15 protein-coding genes are annotated in these 15,837 nt (G+C 73.9%); 11 read left to right on the top strand and 4 right to left on the bottom strand.

Going from position 1 to position 15,837, the window contains the following annotated elements; translation table 11 throughout:
* Positions 1-46: 46 nt before the first annotated feature.
* The 4 genes from EMA09_RS12535 to EMA09_RS12520 form a co-directional block, all read right to left on the bottom strand.
* Complete coding sequence (locus EMA09_RS12535) at positions 47-1,162, bottom strand: 2-oxoacid:ferredoxin oxidoreductase subunit beta (protein ID WP_129841141.1); 1,116 nt, start codon at positions 1,160-1,162, stop codon at positions 47-49.
* Positions 1,152-3,083 carry a 2-oxoacid:acceptor oxidoreductase subunit alpha gene (locus EMA09_RS12530; RefSeq protein ID WP_129841140.1) on the bottom strand — a complete coding sequence of 644 codons (1,932 nt, stop codon included), beginning with the start codon at positions 3,081-3,083 and terminating at the stop codon, positions 1,152-1,154. Before EMA09_RS12530 ends, EMA09_RS12535 begins: the two co-directional genes overlap by 11 nt.
* Before the next feature lie 143 nt (positions 3,084-3,226).
* Entirely contained in the window at positions 3,227-3,886 is a 660-nt protein-coding gene (locus EMA09_RS12525) for a response regulator transcription factor (protein ID WP_129841139.1), read from the bottom strand.
* An 82-nt stretch (positions 3,887-3,968) separates the two neighbouring features.
* Positions 3,969-5,321 carry a sensor domain-containing protein gene (locus EMA09_RS12520; RefSeq protein ID WP_240796365.1) on the bottom strand — a complete coding sequence of 451 codons (1,353 nt, stop codon included), beginning with the start codon at positions 5,319-5,321 and terminating at the stop codon, positions 3,969-3,971.
* A 208-nt stretch (positions 5,322-5,529) separates the two neighbouring features.
* On the opposite strand from EMA09_RS12520, the gene EMA09_RS12515 reads away from it, so the two are divergent.
* From EMA09_RS12515 to htpX, 11 genes are all read left to right on the top strand, one after another.
* On the top strand, positions 5,530-5,901 hold the full coding sequence (locus tag EMA09_RS12515) for an NADH-quinone oxidoreductase subunit A (RefSeq protein ID WP_129841137.1): 372 nt from the start codon (positions 5,530-5,532) through the stop codon (positions 5,899-5,901).
* Positions 5,892-6,488 carry an NADH-quinone oxidoreductase subunit B gene (locus tag EMA09_RS12510; protein WP_129841136.1) on the top strand — a complete coding sequence of 199 codons (597 nt, stop codon included), beginning with the start codon at positions 5,892-5,894 and terminating at the stop codon, positions 6,486-6,488. Before EMA09_RS12515 ends, EMA09_RS12510 begins: the two co-directional genes overlap by 10 nt.
* Positions 6,485-7,438, top strand: coding sequence for an NADH-quinone oxidoreductase subunit C (locus EMA09_RS12505; protein ID WP_129841135.1), 954 nt, complete (start codon positions 6,485-6,487; stop codon positions 7,436-7,438). The genes EMA09_RS12510 and EMA09_RS12505 overlap by 4 nt, the downstream gene beginning before the upstream one ends.
* Positions 7,435-8,397, top strand: coding sequence for a complex I subunit 1 family protein (locus EMA09_RS12500; RefSeq protein WP_129841134.1), 963 nt, complete (start codon positions 7,435-7,437; stop codon positions 8,395-8,397). The genes EMA09_RS12505 and EMA09_RS12500 overlap by 4 nt, the downstream gene beginning before the upstream one ends.
* Positions 8,394-8,933: an NADH-quinone oxidoreductase subunit I gene (locus EMA09_RS12495; RefSeq protein ID WP_129841133.1), complete on the top strand. Its 540-nt coding sequence runs from the start codon at positions 8,394-8,396 to the stop codon at positions 8,931-8,933. The genes EMA09_RS12500 and EMA09_RS12495 overlap by 4 nt, the downstream gene beginning before the upstream one ends.
* Complete coding sequence (locus EMA09_RS12490; protein ID WP_129841132.1) at positions 8,930-9,502, top strand: NADH-quinone oxidoreductase subunit J; 573 nt, start codon at positions 8,930-8,932, stop codon at positions 9,500-9,502. Before EMA09_RS12495 ends, EMA09_RS12490 begins: the two co-directional genes overlap by 4 nt.
* A complete protein-coding gene (gene nuoK / locus EMA09_RS12485) occupies positions 9,502-9,834 on the top strand; it encodes an NADH-quinone oxidoreductase subunit NuoK (RefSeq protein WP_129841131.1) in 333 nt (110 codons plus the stop codon). Before EMA09_RS12490 ends, nuoK begins: the two co-directional genes overlap by 1 nt.
* Positions 9,835-9,841: 7 nt before the next feature.
* Positions 9,842-11,731: an NADH-quinone oxidoreductase subunit L gene (locus EMA09_RS12480; protein WP_129841130.1), complete on the top strand. Its 1,890-nt coding sequence runs from the start codon at positions 9,842-9,844 to the stop codon at positions 11,729-11,731.
* A gap of 10 nt (positions 11,732-11,741) precedes the next feature.
* On the top strand, positions 11,742-13,349 hold the full coding sequence (locus EMA09_RS12475; RefSeq protein ID WP_129841129.1) for an NADH-quinone oxidoreductase subunit M: 1,608 nt from the start codon (positions 11,742-11,744) through the stop codon (positions 13,347-13,349).
* On the top strand, positions 13,346-14,845 hold the full coding sequence (locus EMA09_RS12470; protein WP_129841128.1) for an NADH-quinone oxidoreductase subunit N: 1,500 nt from the start codon (positions 13,346-13,348) through the stop codon (positions 14,843-14,845). Before EMA09_RS12475 ends, EMA09_RS12470 begins: the two co-directional genes overlap by 4 nt.
* A gap of 116 nt (positions 14,846-14,961) precedes the next feature.
* Positions 14,962-15,825, top strand: a complete 864-nt coding sequence (htpX, locus tag EMA09_RS12465) for a zinc metalloprotease HtpX (RefSeq protein ID WP_129841127.1) — start codon at positions 14,962-14,964, stop codon at positions 15,823-15,825.
* Positions 15,826-15,837 lie beyond the last annotated feature (12 nt).

The raw sequence follows: 15,837 nt of genomic DNA, 5'->3' as shown, positions 1-15,837 counted from the left end.
CGGGCGGGAACGGGTGGAGCGGGAGCGCGGGGAACCGCGTGCCGTGTCAGCCGACGACCGTCCAGGTGTCGCCGCCGGCGAGCAGCGCGCCCAGGTCGCCCTTGCCGCGCTGCTCGACCGCCTGTTCGAGCTGGTCGGCCATCAGGTCGTCGTACGCGGGCCGCGCCGCGCTGCGGAACACGCCGATCGGCGTCCGGTGCAGCGTCTGCGGGTCGGCCAGGCGGGACAGCGCGAACGCCGTCGTCGGCGAGGCGGCGTGCGCGTCGTGCACGAGCACACCGGCCGTGCCCTCGGCCGCCACGTCGACCACCGACAGCTCGCCCGTCGCCGGATCGCGGACCACGCCCCGGCTGCCGAGCCCGTCACCGCCGTCCGCCTCGGCCCACGGCGCGCCGAACCGGATCGGCTGCCCGTGCTCCAGGCGGATCACGGCCTCCTGCGCCGTCTGCTTGTCCTTCAGCAGGTCGAACGCGCCGTCGTTGAAGATGTTGCAGTTCTGGTAGATCTCGACCAGCGCCGAGCCGCGGTGCTCGGCCGCCGCCCGCAGCACGCCCGTCAGGTGCTTGCGGTCCGAGTCCACCGTGCGGGCGACGAACGACGCCTCCGCGCCGAGAGCGAGCGACACCGGGTTGAACGGGGTGTCGAGCGAACCCATCGGCGTGGACTTCGTGATCTTGCCGGACTCCGACGTCGGCGAGTACTGGCCCTTGGTGAGGCCGTAGATCCGGTTGTTGAACAGCAGGATCTTCAGGTTCACATTGCGGCGCAGCGCGTGGATCAGGTGGTTGCCGCCGATGGACAGCGCGTCGCCGTCACCGGTGACGACCCACACCGACAGGTCGCGGCGGGCCGTCGCAAGACCCGTGGCGATGGCCGGCGCGCGCCCGTGGATCGAGTGCATGCCGTACGTGTTCATGTAGTACGGGAAGCGGGACGAGCAGCCGATGCCGGAGACGAAGACGATGTTCTCCCGGGCGACGCCCAGCTCCGGCAGGAAACCCTGCACCGCGGCGAGCACCGCGTAGTCACCGCAGCCGGGGCACCAGCGGACCTCCTGGTCCGACTTGAAGTCCTTCGCCGACTGCGGCTTCTCCGCCGCCGGGACGAGGGACAGCGCCGTGCGCGTCCGCCCGGCCGCGTCGGGGGTGATCTCAGTGGTCATCGGAGAGAGCCTCCTTGAACGCGGTTGCGAGCTGCTCGGCCTTGAACGGCAGGCCCGTGACCTGCGTGATCGACCGGACATCGACCAGGTAGCGGGACCGCAGCAGCACCGCGAGCTGGCCGAGGTTCATCTCGGGGAGCAGCACGGTGTCGTACGCCCGCAGGACCTCGCCCAGGTTGGCGGGGAAGGGGTTCAGGTGCCGCAGGTGGAGCTGGGCGATCCGCCCGCCCTCCCGGCGGATGCGCCGCACCGCCGCCGTGATCGGCCCGTACGTCGAGCCCCAGCCCAGCACCAGCGTCTGCGCGCCCTCGCCGGGCGCGCCGCTCGGGTCGTCCACGACGACGTCCGGCACGCGCACGCCGTCGACCTTGGCCTGGCGGGTGCGGACCATGTGGTCGTGGTTCGCCGGGTCGTAGGAGATGTTGCCGGTGCCGTCCTGCTTCTCGATGCCGCCGATGCGGTGTTCGAGACCGGGGGTGCCGGGCACGGCCCACGGGCGGGCCAGCGTCTCCGGGTCGCGCTTGTAGGGCCAGAACACCTCGGTGCCGTCGGCCAGTTCGTGGTTCGGGCCGGTCGCGAACCGCACCCGCAGGTCCGGCAGCTCGTCGGTGTCCGGGATGCGCCAGGGCTCGGAACCGTTCGCCAGGTAGCCGTCCGACAGGAGGAAGACCGGCGTCCGGTGGGTGAGGGCGATCCGGGCCGCCTCCAGCGCCGCCGTGAAGCAGTCGGCCGGCGTCGCGGGCGCCACGATCGGGACGGGCGCCTCGCCGTTCCGGCCGAACATGGCCTGCAGCAGGTCGGCCTGCTCCGTCTTGGTGGGCAGGCCGGTGGACGGGCCGCCGCGCTGGATGTCCACGACGAGCAGCGGCAGTTCCAGCGACACGGCGAGGCCGATCGTCTCCGACTTCAGGGCCACACCGGGCCCCGAGGTCGTCGTCACGGCCAGCGAACCGCCGAACGCCGCGCCGAGCGCCGCGCCGATGCCGGCGATCTCGTCCTCCGCCTGGAAGGTGCGCACGCCGAAGTTCTTGTGCTTGGACAGCTCGTGCAGGATGTCCGACGCGGGCGTGATGGGGTACGAGCCGAGGTACAGCGGCAGGTCGGCGCGCTGCGCGGCGGCGACGAGGCCGTAGGAGAGCGCCAGGTTCCCCGAGATGTTGCGGTAGGTGCCGGCCGGGAAGGCGGACGCGGCGGGCGCCACCTCGTAGGAGACGGCGAAGTCCTCGGTGGTCTCGCCGAAGTTCCAGCCGGCGCGGAACGCCGTCAGGTTGGCCTCGGCGATCTCCGGGCGCTTCGCGAACTTGGTCCGCAGGAACGACTCCGTGCCCTCGGTCGGCCGGTGGTACATCCACGACAGCAGACCGAGCGCGAACATGTTCTTCGAGCGCCCGGCCTCCTTCCGCGTGAGGTCGAAGCCCTTCAGCGCCTCCACCGTGAGCGTCGTCAGCGGGACGCGGTGGACGCTGTACGCGTCGAGGGTGCCGTCCGTGAGCGGGTCCTGCGCGAAGCCGACCTTCGTCATCGCGCGCGAGGTGAACTCGTCGGTGTTGACGATGATCTCGGCACCGCGCGGGACGTCGGGGAGGTTCGCCTTGAGGGCGGCCGGGTTCATCGCGACCAGGACATCGGGGGCGTCGCCCGGCGTCAGGATGTCGTGGTCGGCGAAGTGCACCTGGAAGGACGACACACCCGGCAGGGTCCCGGCGGGTGCGCGGATTTCCGCGGGAAAGTTCGGCAGGGTGGCGAGGTCATTACCGAACGACGCGGTCTCCGACGTGAAACGGTCGCCCGTCAGCTGCATTCCATCGCCGGAATCGCCCGCGAACCGGATGATCACCCGGTCCCGGCGCCGGACGTTCTTGGCGGCTCCGGCGCTGTCCCCGGGATTCCCCTGGCTCGCCTGGTCGACCTCAGTGGTCACTGCTTAGCCCTCCTTGAGGCGGCTCGTGACAGCCATGGTACGCGGGCAAGGGGGGCCTACCTGCAGGTGATCACATGATGGACGGAGGCGTTCCGCTCCGTGTCGCGGGGGTTCCCCGCCGGTCGGAGCGGGTGCCGTACCGCTCAGGAATTCAGATAGCGCAGTACGGCGAGAACGCGCCGGTGATCCGTGTCACTCTGCGAGAGTCCGAGCTTCGAAAAGATGTTGCTCACATGCTTTTCCACCGCGCCATGGCTCACCACGAGCTGCCGGGCGATCGCCGAGTTCGTGCGCCCCTCGGCCATAAGACCTAGGACTTCCCTTTCCCTCGGTGTCAGACCGGTGATCGCGTCCTGTTTCCTGCTGCGGCCCAGGAGCTGCGCGACCACCTCGGGATCGAGCGCCGTGCCCCCCTGCGCCACGCGGTCCACGGCCTCGGTGAACTCCGCGACGTCCGCCACCCGGTCCTTCAGCAGGTACCCGACACCCCGGCTCGACCCGGCGATCAGCTCCGTCGCGTACTGCTCCTCGACGTACTGCGAGAGGACCAGGACCCCGAGACCGGGGAAGTCCCGCCGCAGCGCGACGGCCGCCCGCACCCCCTCGTCGGTGTGCGTCGGCGGCATCCGCACGTCCGCCACGACCACGTCCGGCGGCGTCCCGGCGGCGGCGAGCTCGCGGACCGCGGCGATCAGCGCCTCCCCGTCCCCCACACCGGCGGCCACCTCGTGCCCCCGGTCGTTCAGCAGACGCGTCAGGCCCGCCCGGAGCAGGACCGAGTCCTCCGCGATGACGACCCGCACGGTGCGCTCCCCCCGTTCGCTTCCCTCGATGTGCCGCCCGCCAGCATCTCATCCGCCGGCCGCCAGGACGCCGGTCCGCCGCTCACCCGGCGGACCGGTCGCGCCACGGCAGGGCGGCCGTCACCGTGGTGGGACCCCCGGCCGGCGACTCGACCGCCAGCATCCCGTCCACGGCCGCGAGACGCTCCGCGAGGCCCGCGAGCCCCGACCCGGCGGCCGGGTCGGCGCCGCCGCGCCCGTCGTCGATGACCTGGAGCATCAGCCGGTCGCCCGCCCGCCAGATCTCCACCGCAGCGCGCCGCGCCCCGCTGTGCTTGCTGACGTTCTGCAGCAGTTCGGAGACCGTGAAGTAGGCGATGCCCTCGATGGCCTCGGCCGGCCGCGCGCCCAGCTCGACCTCCACGCGCACCGGCACCGTGCAGCGCGCCGCGACCTGCGACAGGGACGGGCCGAGCCCCCGGTCGGTCAGGATCGCCGGGTGGATGCCCCGCGCGAGGTCCCGCAGCTCCTGGAGGGCGAGCTTCACCTCGCCGTGGGCCTCGTCCACCATGCGGGCGGCGGCCTCCGGGTCGGAGGTCAGCTTCTCCTTGGCGAGGCCGAGGTCCATGGCCAGCGCGACGAGCCGGGCCTGCGCCCCGTCGTGCAGGTCCCGCTCGATGCGCCGCAGGTCGGCGGCCGAGGTGTCGACGACGATCGCGCGGTCCGTCTCCAGCTGCCTGACCCGGGCGCCCTCGGCCGACGGGCCGAACAGCAGCGGCGCGAGGGCGCGTTCCACGGCGGCGACGCCCCGGATCACCTGCGCGCCGGCCAGCAGGACGAGCAGCCCGGCGACCACGGTCATCGCCAGCTCGAACGGGTCGTCCCAGACCCAGCCGCCGCCCTCGCCGTCGACATTGATGCCGGCGCCCGGCTCGCCGTTGGCCCGCAGGATCCAGAACGTGACCGGGTAGGTCAGGAGCCCGAGCCCCATCCCCCAGAACGCCACCGTCACCGTGAAGCTGAAGACCCCCCACGGCAGCCCGATCAGCGCGGACAGCACGGCCCGCCAGGACGCCGTGCTGCGGAGGACCGAGCCGAGCCACCGCAGCCCGCCCCGCCCGCCGGCGCGCGGCACCACCGGGTCCGGCTCGGCGATGTCGGCGCCGAGGAACACCCGTGCCCGCGCCCGTTCGAGATGGGAGAAGGTCCGCAGCAGGACCAGGACGCCGGCGAGCAGCGGCAGCCCGACGAACGTGATCACCAGCGCGCCGCTCACCGAAAGACCGACGACGGCGATGAGGAAACCGGCGATGCCCACGGGCAGGTTGAGCAGCAGGTGGGCGCCCTCCAGCAGCGCGCGCGGCCGGAACGGCGAGCCGAGCAGGGACACGATCCGGCCGCGCGCCGGGGCGCGTTCGCCGGCGTGCGGCGGAGCGGGGGGAGGGGCGGCGTTCATGGCGTGCATCCTTCGTGCGTCGGGACCTGGACCAAGCCTGTCCGACCCGGCAGCCCCGGACCATGGTGCACAGCGCAGAATCCGAGGTGGGGAAAACCCCACCATCCCGCACCCGTCCGCGCCCCGGCCGCCGTGGGTCACAACGGCGGCACGAGCGCCTAGACTCCCGTGCAGCCCCACCCCCACCGTCCCCAGCGGAGGCGCGCACGTGCCCGACTACTTCCACGGCTACACGGTCGTCGGTCTGGTCGCGGTGGCCGGTGTGCTGTTCGTCGCGGTCGCGTTCGGCGCCGGCGCGCTGCTGCGGCCGTCCGACCCGACACCCGAGAAGCTGCTGCCGTACGAGTGCGGCGTCGACCCGGTCGGCGAGGGCTGGGCGCACACCGAGATCAAGTACTACCTCTACGCGTTCCTGTACGTGATCTTCGCGGTGGACGCCGTGTTCCTCTTCCCGTGGGCGACGGTCTTCGCCGGCGACGGCTTCGGCGCGGCGACGCTCGTGGAGATGTTCGTCTTCCTCGGCTTCCTCGCCGTCGGGCTCCTCTACGCGTGGCGGAAAGGCGTACTGGAATGGACCTGACCCCCGTGCGCGCGCCCCGGCTCGGCCCGCTCGCGCGCCTCGCGCCCGAACCCCTGAAGATCATTCTCAACTGGGGCCGCCGCTACAGCCTGTGGGTCTTCAACTTCGGCCTCGCCTGCTGCGCCATCGAGTTCATCGCGGCGTCCATGGCGCGCCACGACTTCATCCGGCTCGGCGTCATCCCGTTCGCGCCCGGACCGCGGCAGGCCGACCTGATGATCGTCTCCGGCACCGTCACGGACAAGATGGCCCCGGCCGTGAAGCGCCTGTACGAGCAGATGCCCGAGCCCAAGTACGTCATCTCGTTCGGCGCCTGCGCGAACTGCGGCGGCCCCTACTGGGACAGCTACGCCGTCACCAAGGGCGTCGACCAGATCATCCCCGTCGACGTGTACGTGCCGGGCTGCCCGCCCCGCCCCGAGGCGCTGCTCCAGGGCATCCTGAAGCTCCAGGAACGCATCGCCGCCGAGTCCGTCGACGAGCGGATGGCCGCGCGCTTCGGCGCCGTGCCGGCGGCGTCCGCCGAGGCCCTGACGAGCCCGCTGGTGGCACCCCCCGGCCGCACCGGCACGGAGGGCGGCCGGTGACGGGGCACGGCGGGCTGCCCGGCGGGGCGGCCGAGTTGTTCGGTCCGGGCGCCGAGGCGTCCGAGGCGTACGGGGTCCTGACGGTGGACGTGCCTCCCGCCGCCTGGCCGGACGCGCTGCGGACCGCCCGTGACCGCCTCGGCTGCACGTTCTTCGACTGGCTGAGCGCCGTCGACGAACCGGACGGCTTCCGCGTGTGCGCCCACGTCGTTGCGCTGCCGGGGGAGGGGCGGCCGATGCTGCGGCTGCTGCTGCGCACGGCCGTCGCGCACGAGGACCCGTCGCTGCCGTCCGCCACGGACGTGTACGCGGGCGCGGCGTGGCACGAGCGCGAGACGCGGGAGATGTTCGGCATCGACTTCCCCGGCCACCCGGGGCCCGCGCCCCTCCTGCTGCCCGACGGCTTCGAGGGCCACCCGCTGCGGAAGGACTTCGTGCTGGCCGCGCGCGTCGCCAAGGCGTGGCCCGGTGCCAAGGAGCCGGGCGAGTCGGAGCACGGCGCGCCCCGGCGGCGCCAGGCGCTCCCGCCCGGTGTGCCCGACCCGAACGAGTGGGGTCCCCGCAAGGGGCAGCTCCCCGCCCGGAGCGGTGACGCCGCCGCCCGCCCCGCACGCCGTGCCCGTCCGGCCGCCGATGCCGCGCCGGAGGAGACGGCGGCGCGTCCGGCGCGGCGCATGCGGTCGGCCTCGGGGGGTTCGGCGAGTCAGCGCCCGGCGGGTGAGGGTGCGTCGGAGGAGACGGCGGCGCGTCCGGCGCGGCGCATGCGGTCGGCCTCGGGGGGTTCGGCCAGTCAGCGTCCGTCCGGCGACGACCCCGCGTCCGACCGGCCCGCCCGGCGCGGCCGGGCCGGCGACACCCCGTGGGCACAGCCGCGCGACGAGGACGGCGGCTCCCCCGACACGCCGGACGCTCCCGGGGACTCCGGCACCCCCGAGGACGGTGAGCGCTGATGGACGTCACCGATGTCCTGGTCCGGCTTGCCGCCGTCCTGGTCGCGTTCCTCGTCCTGCCGCTCCTCGTCGGCCAGGCCGAGCACAAGGTCATGGCCCACATGCAGGGCCGCCTCGGCCCGATGCACGCGGGCGGCTTCCACGGCTGGGCACAGCTCGTCGCCGACGGCGTGAAATTCGCCCAGAAGGAGGACACGGTGCCCGCCGGCGCGGACCGCCGGGTCTTCCAGCTCGCGCCGGCCGTCGCGCTCGTCCCGTACCTCGTCGTCCTCGTCGCCATCCCCATCGGCCCCGACGGGCTCGTCGGCCAGGCCGTGGACGCCGGGATCTTCTTCGTCCTCGCCGTCCTCGGCATCGGCGTCCTCGGCTCGCTCATGGCCGGCTGGGCGTCCGCCAACAAGTACGCGCTCCTCGGCGGCCTGCGCGCCGCCGCCCAGCTCATGGCGTACGAGCTGCCGCTGATCCTGACCGCCGCCTCCGTCGCCATGGCCGCCGGGACCCTCAGCCTCCCCGGCATCCTCGACGGCTTCTCCTGGTGGTGGGTGCCGTGGCAGCTCGTGGGCGGTGCCGTGTTCTTCACCGCCGGTCTCGCCGAACTGCAGCGTCCGCCGTTCGACGCGCCCGTCGCGCCCGAGGAGATCATCTTCGGCGCCTACACCGAGTACTCCGGCCTGCGGTTCGCGCTCTTCCTGCTCGCCGAGTACGCCGGCATCGTCGTCGTCTCCGCGCTGACGGCCGTCCTCTTCCTCGGCGGCTGGCACGGTCCGGCCGCCGACCGGCTCGGGCCGCTGTGGATGCTGCTGAAGACCGGCGCGCTCAGCTTCGCCGTCATCTGGGCGCGCGTCGCGTGGCCCCGGCTGCGGGCCGACCAGATCCAGAAGTTCGCGTGGACGGTGCTCGTCCCGCTCGCGCTGGCGCAGCTCGCGCTGACCGGCATCGTCAGGGTGGTGACCGCATGACTCCCGGTTCCGGCCTCGCCAAGGGGCTCGCCATCACGCTGCGCGCCATGACCCGGCGGGCCGTCACCCAGCAGTACCCGGAGACGCAGCCCGCGCTGCCGCCGCGCAGCCGGGGCGTCATCGCGCTGTTCGAGGAGAACTGCACGGTCTGCATGCTGTGCGCCCGCGAGTGCCCCGACTGGTGCATCTACATCGACTCCCACAAGGAGACGCTGCCGCCGGCCGCGCCCGGCGGGCGGGAGCGCAGCCGCAACGTCCTCGACCGGTTCGCCATCGACTTCGCGCTGTGCATGTACTGCGGGATCTGTGTCGAGGTCTGCCCGTTCGACGCCCTGTTCTGGTCGCCGGAGTTCGAGTACGCCGAGACGGACATCCGTGACCTGACCCACGAACGCGACCGGCTCCGCGCCTGGATGTGGACGGTCCCCGAACCGCCGCCGCTCGACCCGGCCGCCGAGGAGCCCAAGGAGCTGACCGCCGCCCGCCGTACGGCCGGGCGCGAGGAGCGCGACGGCGGCGCGGGGAGCGGCGCATGACCGGCCGCGACCTGCTGTCCCCCTCGGGCCAGGACATCGTCTTCCTGCTCGTCGGCGTCGTCGTCCTCGGGGCGGCCGTCGCCTGCGTCACGACCCGCAGGCTCGTCCGCGCCGCGCTGTGGCTCGTCGTCGCCCTCGGCGGGCTCGCCGTCGAGTACCTGCTGCTGACCGCCGAGTTCGTCGCGTGGGTGCAGGTCCTCCTGTACCTCGGTTCCGTCGTCGTCCTCCTGCTCTTCGGCCTGATGCTGACGAAGGCCCCCGTCGGCCCGTCGCCCGACGCCGACTCGGAGAACCGCCCGGCCGCCCTCGCCGTCGCCGGGGCGGCCGCCGCGCTGCTCGTGACGCTCGTCGTGGACGCGTTCCGTACCACATGGATCGACCTGGAGGAGCCGCACGGCACGAGCGAGCAGGTGGGGGAGAGCCTGTTCCGCTCGTGGGTGCTGCCGTTCGAGGCGCTGTCCGTCCTGCTGCTGGCCGCCCTCATCGGCGCCGTCGTCGTCTCCCGCGCCCGGAACAGCCGCCACGACCCGCCCGGCGGGGACGGCGACACCACCGGAGAGGAGCGCTGATGCACCTCGTCCACCCGGCCACCCTCGCCGTCCTCCTCTTCTGCGTCGGCCTGTACGGCGTCCTCGCGCGCCGCAACGCCGTCCTCGTCCTCATGTCCGTCGAGCTGATGCTCGCCGCCGTCAGCCTCAATCTGGTCGCGTTCGACGTGTGGCTCCGTGACACGGCGCACGCCGGCCAGGTCCTCACGCTCTTCCTGATCGCCCTGTCCGCCGCCGAGATCGGCATCGGCCTCGCCCTCGTGCTGCTCGTCCACCGCGCCCGCGGCACGACGGCGATCGACACGCTGCGTGCCCAGCGCGAGCCGCGCGGGCAGCGGCGGGAGACCGAGTGACCACCCCGTGAACACCACGACCGCCGCCGTCCTCGTACCGCTGCTGCCGTTCGCCGCCGCCGCGCTGATCCTCCTCACCGGCCGGCGCGCGCCCGGGTACGTGCGCCCCCTCGCGGTCCTGCCGACGCTCGCGTCCGCCGCGCTCGCCGTCCTCGTCGCGGTACGGCAGGGCGGCGACGCCCCCGTGACGGCCGCCACCCGGCTCGCCGACACCGGCGGGCCGCCCGTGCAGCTCGCGCTCCACCTCGACGGCTTCGCGGTCCTCGTCGCCGTCCTCGTCGCGGTCGTCGCGACCTGCGTCCAGCTCTACTCGACCGGCTACCTGGCCGGCGACCCGCGCTACGCCTCGTACGCGGCGCTCGTCTCGCTGTTCACGGCCGCCATGCTGCTGGTCGTCTACGCGGACGACCTGATCGTCCTGCTGGTCGGCTGGGAAGTGATGGGCATCTGCTCGTACTTCCTGATCGGCCACTTCTGGGAGGCGCCGGCCGCGCGCGCCGCGTCCCTGAAGGCGTTCCTCGTCACCAAGCTGGGCGACGTCCCGTTCCTCGTCGGCGTGATCGCGCTCGCCGCCGACACCGGCACGTTCCGCATCAGCGCCATCGTGACCCGGCTGACGTCCCCGCCGGCCGAGCAGCACCTCGCCCACCCCACCGTCATCGCGCTGCTGCTGCTCGCCGGGGTCGCGGGCAAGTCCGCGCAGTTCCCGCTGCACGCGTGGCTGCCCGACGCCATGGCCGGACCGACGCCCGTCTCCGCGCTGATCCACGCCGCCACCATGGTCGCCGCGGGCGCGTACTTCGTCGCCCGCCTGCTGCCCGTCTTCACCGCCTCCGCCGCCGCGCTCACCGTGCTGGCCGTCCTCGCCGCGCTGACCATGCTCGGGTCCGCGCTCGCCGCCCTCGCCCAGGACGACCTGAAGCGTGTCCTCGCCTGGTCCACCGTCGGCCAGCTCGGCTACATGACCGGCGCCCTCGCCGTCGCCGACCGCGACGCCGCCGTCTTCCACCTCCTGACGCACGGCGCGTTCAAGGCCCTCCTCTTCCTCGCCGCCGGCGCCGTCATCCACGCCGCCGGCACCGGCTCCCTGCGCGCGCTCGGCCGCCTCAGCGGGCTGCGGCAGCGCGTCCCCGACGCGTACTGGACCATGACGATCGGGCTGCTCGCGCTCGCCGCCGTGCCGCCGTTCTCCGGCTTCTTCTCCAAGGAGGCCGTCCTGACCGCCGCCGAGCACGCCGCCCTCGGCGACACCGAGGGCGTCCCGTCCGCCGCGGGCTGGCTGATCCTCGTCGGCGGACTGCTGACGGCCGTCGTCACCGCCGCGTACGCCGCCCGCCTGTGGCTGCTCACCTTCCACAGCCCCGCCGGCGACACCCCGTCCGAATCCCTGCCCACCGCCGCAGGCACCCGCCCCGTGATGAGCATCGTCCTGTGGGTCCTCGCTGTGCCCTCCCTGCTGCTCGGCCTCGCCTACGGATGGCTGGACGACTGGTGGCACGCCGACGGCCTCGCCCCCCACGCCGCCACTTCCGCGCTCGCCGTCGCCGCCACGCTGGCCGGTGTCCTCGCCGCCGCGGCCGCCCGCGGCCGTACGGGGCGCGACCCGGCCACCGTCCTGCTCGGCCCGCTGCGCCCGCACGCCGCCGCCGGATTCCACGCCGACGCCCTCTACACCGCCGTCGCCGTACGGCCCGCCCTCGCCGCCGCCCGCCTCGTCCGCTTCCTCGACCGGGCCGTCATCGAGACCTACGTACGCGGCGGCGCCGCCACGCCGGGCCGCCTCGGCGCCCTGACCCGCCGCGCCCAGACCGGCAACGTGCAGACCTACCTCAGCGTCATCGGCGCCGGCGCGCTGCTGCTCGGGGTCGCCGCCGTCCTCGTCGCCGCCGGGAAGTGAGGACCGCCCCGTGATCGAGCTGAACGACACCGTGACGCGCGTCCTGCTGCTCGCCGCCGTGGCCCTGCCGCTGCTCGGCGCTGCCGCCGCCCTCCTGCCCGCGCCGCCCGGACTGCGTGGCCCCGGCGGACCCGAACGCGACGTGCTGCGCCACGGCGTCACCGTCTCCGGCGCCGTCCTGCTGCTCACCCTCGTCCTGGCCGCCGCGTTCGACCACGACCGGCCCGGCACCGTCCAGGCCGAGACCGACGTGTCCTGGATCCCGGCCCTCGGCGTCCGCCTGCACCTCGGCGTGGACGGCGTCTCACTCCCCCTGCTCGTCCTCACCGCGCTGCTCACCTTCCTGTGCGCCCTGCACGGGTACGTCCGCCCGCCCGCCGGCGGGGACCCCCGCGCGTTCGTCGCGTTCGTCCTGCTGCTGGAGGGCGGCACGCTCGCGACGTTCGCCGTCCTCGACCTGCTGCTGTTCTTCCTCGCCTTCGAGACGGTCCTCGTGCCGATGTACTTCCTCATCGCCCGCTGGGGCGGCGAGGGGCGCGCGCGGGCCGCGTGGCGGTTCGTCCTCTACACGGTGCTCGGGTCGGTCGTGATGCTGCTCGGGCTGCTGCTGATCGGCCTGCGCGCCGGGACGTTCGACATGACGGCCCTCGCCGACGCCCACGGCGACGGCCTGTCCCGCACGACGCAGGTACTGGCCGTCCTCGCCATCGGCATCGGCCTCGCCGTGAAGACCCCGATGTGGCCGCTGCACAGCTGGCTCCCCGACGCCCACACCGCCGCCCCCACCGTGGGGTCGGTGCTGCTGGCGGGCGTGCTGCTGAAGATGGGCACCTACGGGCTCGTCCGGATCGCGCTGCCCATCGCGCCCGAGGGCATGCGGACGTTCGCGCCGTACCTCGGGGCGTTCGCCGTCGCCGGCATCGTCTACGCCTCCCTCGCCTGCCTCGCCCTCGTGCGGGAGGGCTCGGGCGGCGACCTCAAGCGGCTCGTCGCCTACTCGTCGGTCGGCCACATGGGCTTCGTCCTCCTCGGCATCGCCAGCCTCACCCCGGCCGGCGTGAACGGCGCGCTCTTCGCCAACATCGCGCACGGCCTCATCACCGGCCTGCTGTTCTTCCTCGTCGGCGGACTGAAGGACCGGACCGGCACCACCGACCTCGACCGGCTCGCCGGCACGGCCGGGGCCGCGCTGTACGGGCGGGCGCCGCGCTTCGGGGGACTGCTCGCGTTCGCGGCGGTCGCGTCGCTCGGCCTGCCAGGACTCGCCGGGTTCTGGGGCGAACTGCTCGCCATGGTCGGCGCCTACGAGCCGGCCGCCGGGCTCAGCCGCCCCGCGTTCATCACCTACACGGTCATCGCTGCGTTCGGCACACTGCTCACCGCCGCCTACCTGCTCCAAGTGGTCCGCCGCGTCTGCATGGGCGACCTACCGCCCACGGACCCCGGCGGCCCACCGGGCGGCGGCTCCCTCGCCGGGCTGTCCGACCTGCGGCGCCACGAGATCGCCGCCTTCGCGCCCCTGGCCGCGCTGACCGTGCTCGCCGGGCTGTGGCCGGCCGTCCTCCTCGACCTCACCGACCCTGCCGTACGCCTGCTGCTCCCGGGGGCCGCCGGATGACCGCCGCGATCCAGAGCGTGGACTGGGCGGTCGTCGCGCCGCCCGTCATCGCCGCCGCCACCGCCCTCGCCGTCCTCGTGACGGACCTCTTCCTGCCCGCCGCGCGCAAGCGGCTCCTCGGGCCGCTCGCCGCCGCCGGGCTCCTCCTGGCCGCACTGGCCCTGCTGCCGCTGCGCCACGGGGACCGCGTCACCTTCTGCGCGGCGGACGGCGGCTGCTCGTACGCCGCCGACCGCTTCGCCGTCACCGTCCAGCTGATCGTCCTGGGCGGCGCGCTGCTGGCCGTGCTCCTGTCCCTGCCCGAGACCGACCCGCGACGGCACGCGGGGCGCGAGCTGCCCGGCGGCGAGTACTGGTTCCTGCTGCTGTCCTCCGTCACCGGCGCCCTGCTGCTGCCCGCCTCGCGTGACCTCGCCACCCTGGTCATCGCCCTTGAGGTCACCACGCTGCCCACCTACGCCCTGGTCGGCCTGCGCAGGAACGGCGACGCCGGGGAGGCCGCCCTCAAGTACTTCCTGTCCTCCGTGACCGCCACCGCGATCGGCCTGCTGGGCATCAGCTTCGTCTACGCCGGCACGGGCAGCCTGTCCTTCGCCGCCATCGCCGACGGACTCCCCGCCGCCGACCCCCGCCTCGCCACCCTCACCGAGGCGGGCGTCGCCCTCACCCTCGTCGGCTTCCTCTTCAAGACGGCGGCCGTCCCGTTCCACTTCTGGGTCCCCGAGACGTACCTCGGCGCGCCGCTGCCCGTCGCCGCGTACCTGTCGGTCGTCGCCAAGACGGCAGGGCTCGCCGGCCTGTCCGTCCTCACCACGCGCGCGTTCCCCGCAGAGGGCGACCTGTGGGGGCCGCTGCTCGCCGTCCTCGCCGGCCTCACCATGACGGCCGGCAACGCGGCGGCCGTCCGCACCGACCCGGCCGCGCCCGGCGGCGCCGTACGGCTGCTGGCCTGGTCCTCGGTCGCCCAGGCCGGCTACCTGCTCGTCCCCCTCGCGGCGGCGGCCCACGGCGACCCCGACGCGGCCACCGGCACCCTCATCGCCTACGCCCTCATGTACGCCGCCGTGAACCTCGGCGCCTTCGCCGTCGCCGCGTACATCGGCCGCTCCCGGCCCGCCCAGCGGCTCGCCGACTACCGCGGCCTGTGGACGCGCCGCCCGCTCGCCGCGCTGGCGCTCGCGTTCTTCCTGCTGTGCCTGGCGGGCCTGCCGCCCGGCGTCGCGGGGCTCTTCGCCAAGGTCGCCGTGCTCCGCTCGGCCGTCGACGGCGGCCTCGGCGTCCTCGCGGTCGTCACCGCCGTCAACGTGGCGGCCGGCCTGTACTACTACCTGCGGTGGACGGCGTACCTCTTCCGCCCCGAGCCCGACGGCGCGCCGGACACCGGCCGGCCCGGCGCCGCCCTCACCACGGCCGCCGGGCTCGCCGCGGCCGCCGCCCTGGCGTTCTCGGGCGCCCCGCAGCTCATCCTCGGATTCACCGCCGCGTCGTTCCTCTAGCGCGCGCAGGGGTACCCGGACGGGTGACGGCGTCCTCCGCGGGAACGGAACCCGCGGGCATGGCGTTGTTCAGTTCGGCAGACACCACCCCACGCAGCGCACCTGGAGGGCACCCCGTGCACCGCCGGCACAACGGACTGAGAACGGCCGCCCTGCTCGGCGGCATGTCCGCGCTGATCCTGCTCGTCGGCAGTTTCTTCGGCCGCGGCGGTCTGGTGGTCGCCCTCGTGCTCGCCCTCGGCACGAACGCCTACGCCTACTGGAACAGCGACCGCATCGCCCTGCGCGCCATGCGCGCCCGGCCGGTCGGGGAGTTCCAGGCCCCCGGTCTCCACCGCATCGTCCGCGAGCTGGCCGGCCAGGCCCGCCAGCCCATGCCGCGCCTCTACATCTCGCCCACCGAGGCGCCCAACGCCTTCGCCACCGGCCGCAACCCGCGCAACGCCGCCGTCTGCTGCACCGAGGGCATCCTCCGCCTCCTCGACGAGCGCGAACTGCGCGGCGTCATCGGCCACGAGCTCAGCCACGTCTACAACCGCGACATCCTCATATCCTCCGTCGCGGGCGCCATGGCCTCCGTGATCATGTTCCTGGTCAACTTCGCGTGGCTCATTCCCGTGGGCCGCGACGACGACGAGGGCGGCCCCGGCATCGTCGGGATGCTGCTGATCATGATCCTCGGACCGGTGGCCGCGTCCCTGATCCAGCTCGCCGTCAGCCGCTCGCGCGAGTTCGAGGCCGACGCGTCCGGCGCCCGGCTCACCGGCGACCCCCTCGCACTCGCCGGCGCCCTGCGCAAACTGGAGGCCGGCACCCAGCACCGCCCGCTGCGCCCCGAACCGCAGCTCGAGACGGCCAGCCACCTCATGATCGCCAACCCGTTCCGCCACGGCGAGGGCCTCGCCCGCATGTTCGCCACGCACCCGCCGATGGCCGAGCGCATCGATCGTCTCGAACGCATGGCGGACGGCCGCCGCTGACGTCATCCTGGG

Origin of the sequence: Streptomyces sp. RFCAC02 (assembly GCF_004193175.1) — a bacterium.
Lineage (GTDB): Bacteria > Actinomycetota > Actinomycetes > Streptomycetales > Streptomycetaceae > Streptomyces.
Note: the sequence above shows the minus strand (reverse complement) of the source record. Positions and strands in the feature narration are given on the sequence as shown.

Excerpts from the sequence above, each read along its gene's own strand:
- nuoK (WP_129841131.1), top strand. The coding sequence starts at position 9,502 with ATGCACCTCGTCCACCCGGCCACCCTCGCCGTCCTCCTCTTCTGCGTC.
- EMA09_RS12510 (WP_129841136.1), top strand. The coding sequence starts at position 5,892 with ATGGACCTGACCCCCGTGCGCGCGCCCCGGCTCGGCCCGCTCGCGCGC.
- EMA09_RS12470 (WP_129841128.1), top strand. The coding sequence starts at position 13,346 with ATGACCGCCGCGATCCAGAGCGTGGACTGGGCGGTCGTCGCGCCGCCC.
- EMA09_RS12535 (WP_129841141.1), bottom strand. The coding sequence starts at position 1,162 with ATGACCACTGAGATCACCCCCGACGCGGCCGGGCGGACGCGCACGGCG.
- EMA09_RS12495 (WP_129841133.1), top strand. The coding sequence starts at position 8,394 with ATGACTCCCGGTTCCGGCCTCGCCAAGGGGCTCGCCATCACGCTGCGC.
- EMA09_RS12490 (WP_129841132.1), top strand. The coding sequence starts at position 8,930 with ATGACCGGCCGCGACCTGCTGTCCCCCTCGGGCCAGGACATCGTCTTC.
- EMA09_RS12520 (WP_240796365.1), bottom strand. The coding sequence starts at position 5,321 with ATGAACGCCGCCCCTCCCCCCGCTCCGCCGCACGCCGGCGAACGCGCC.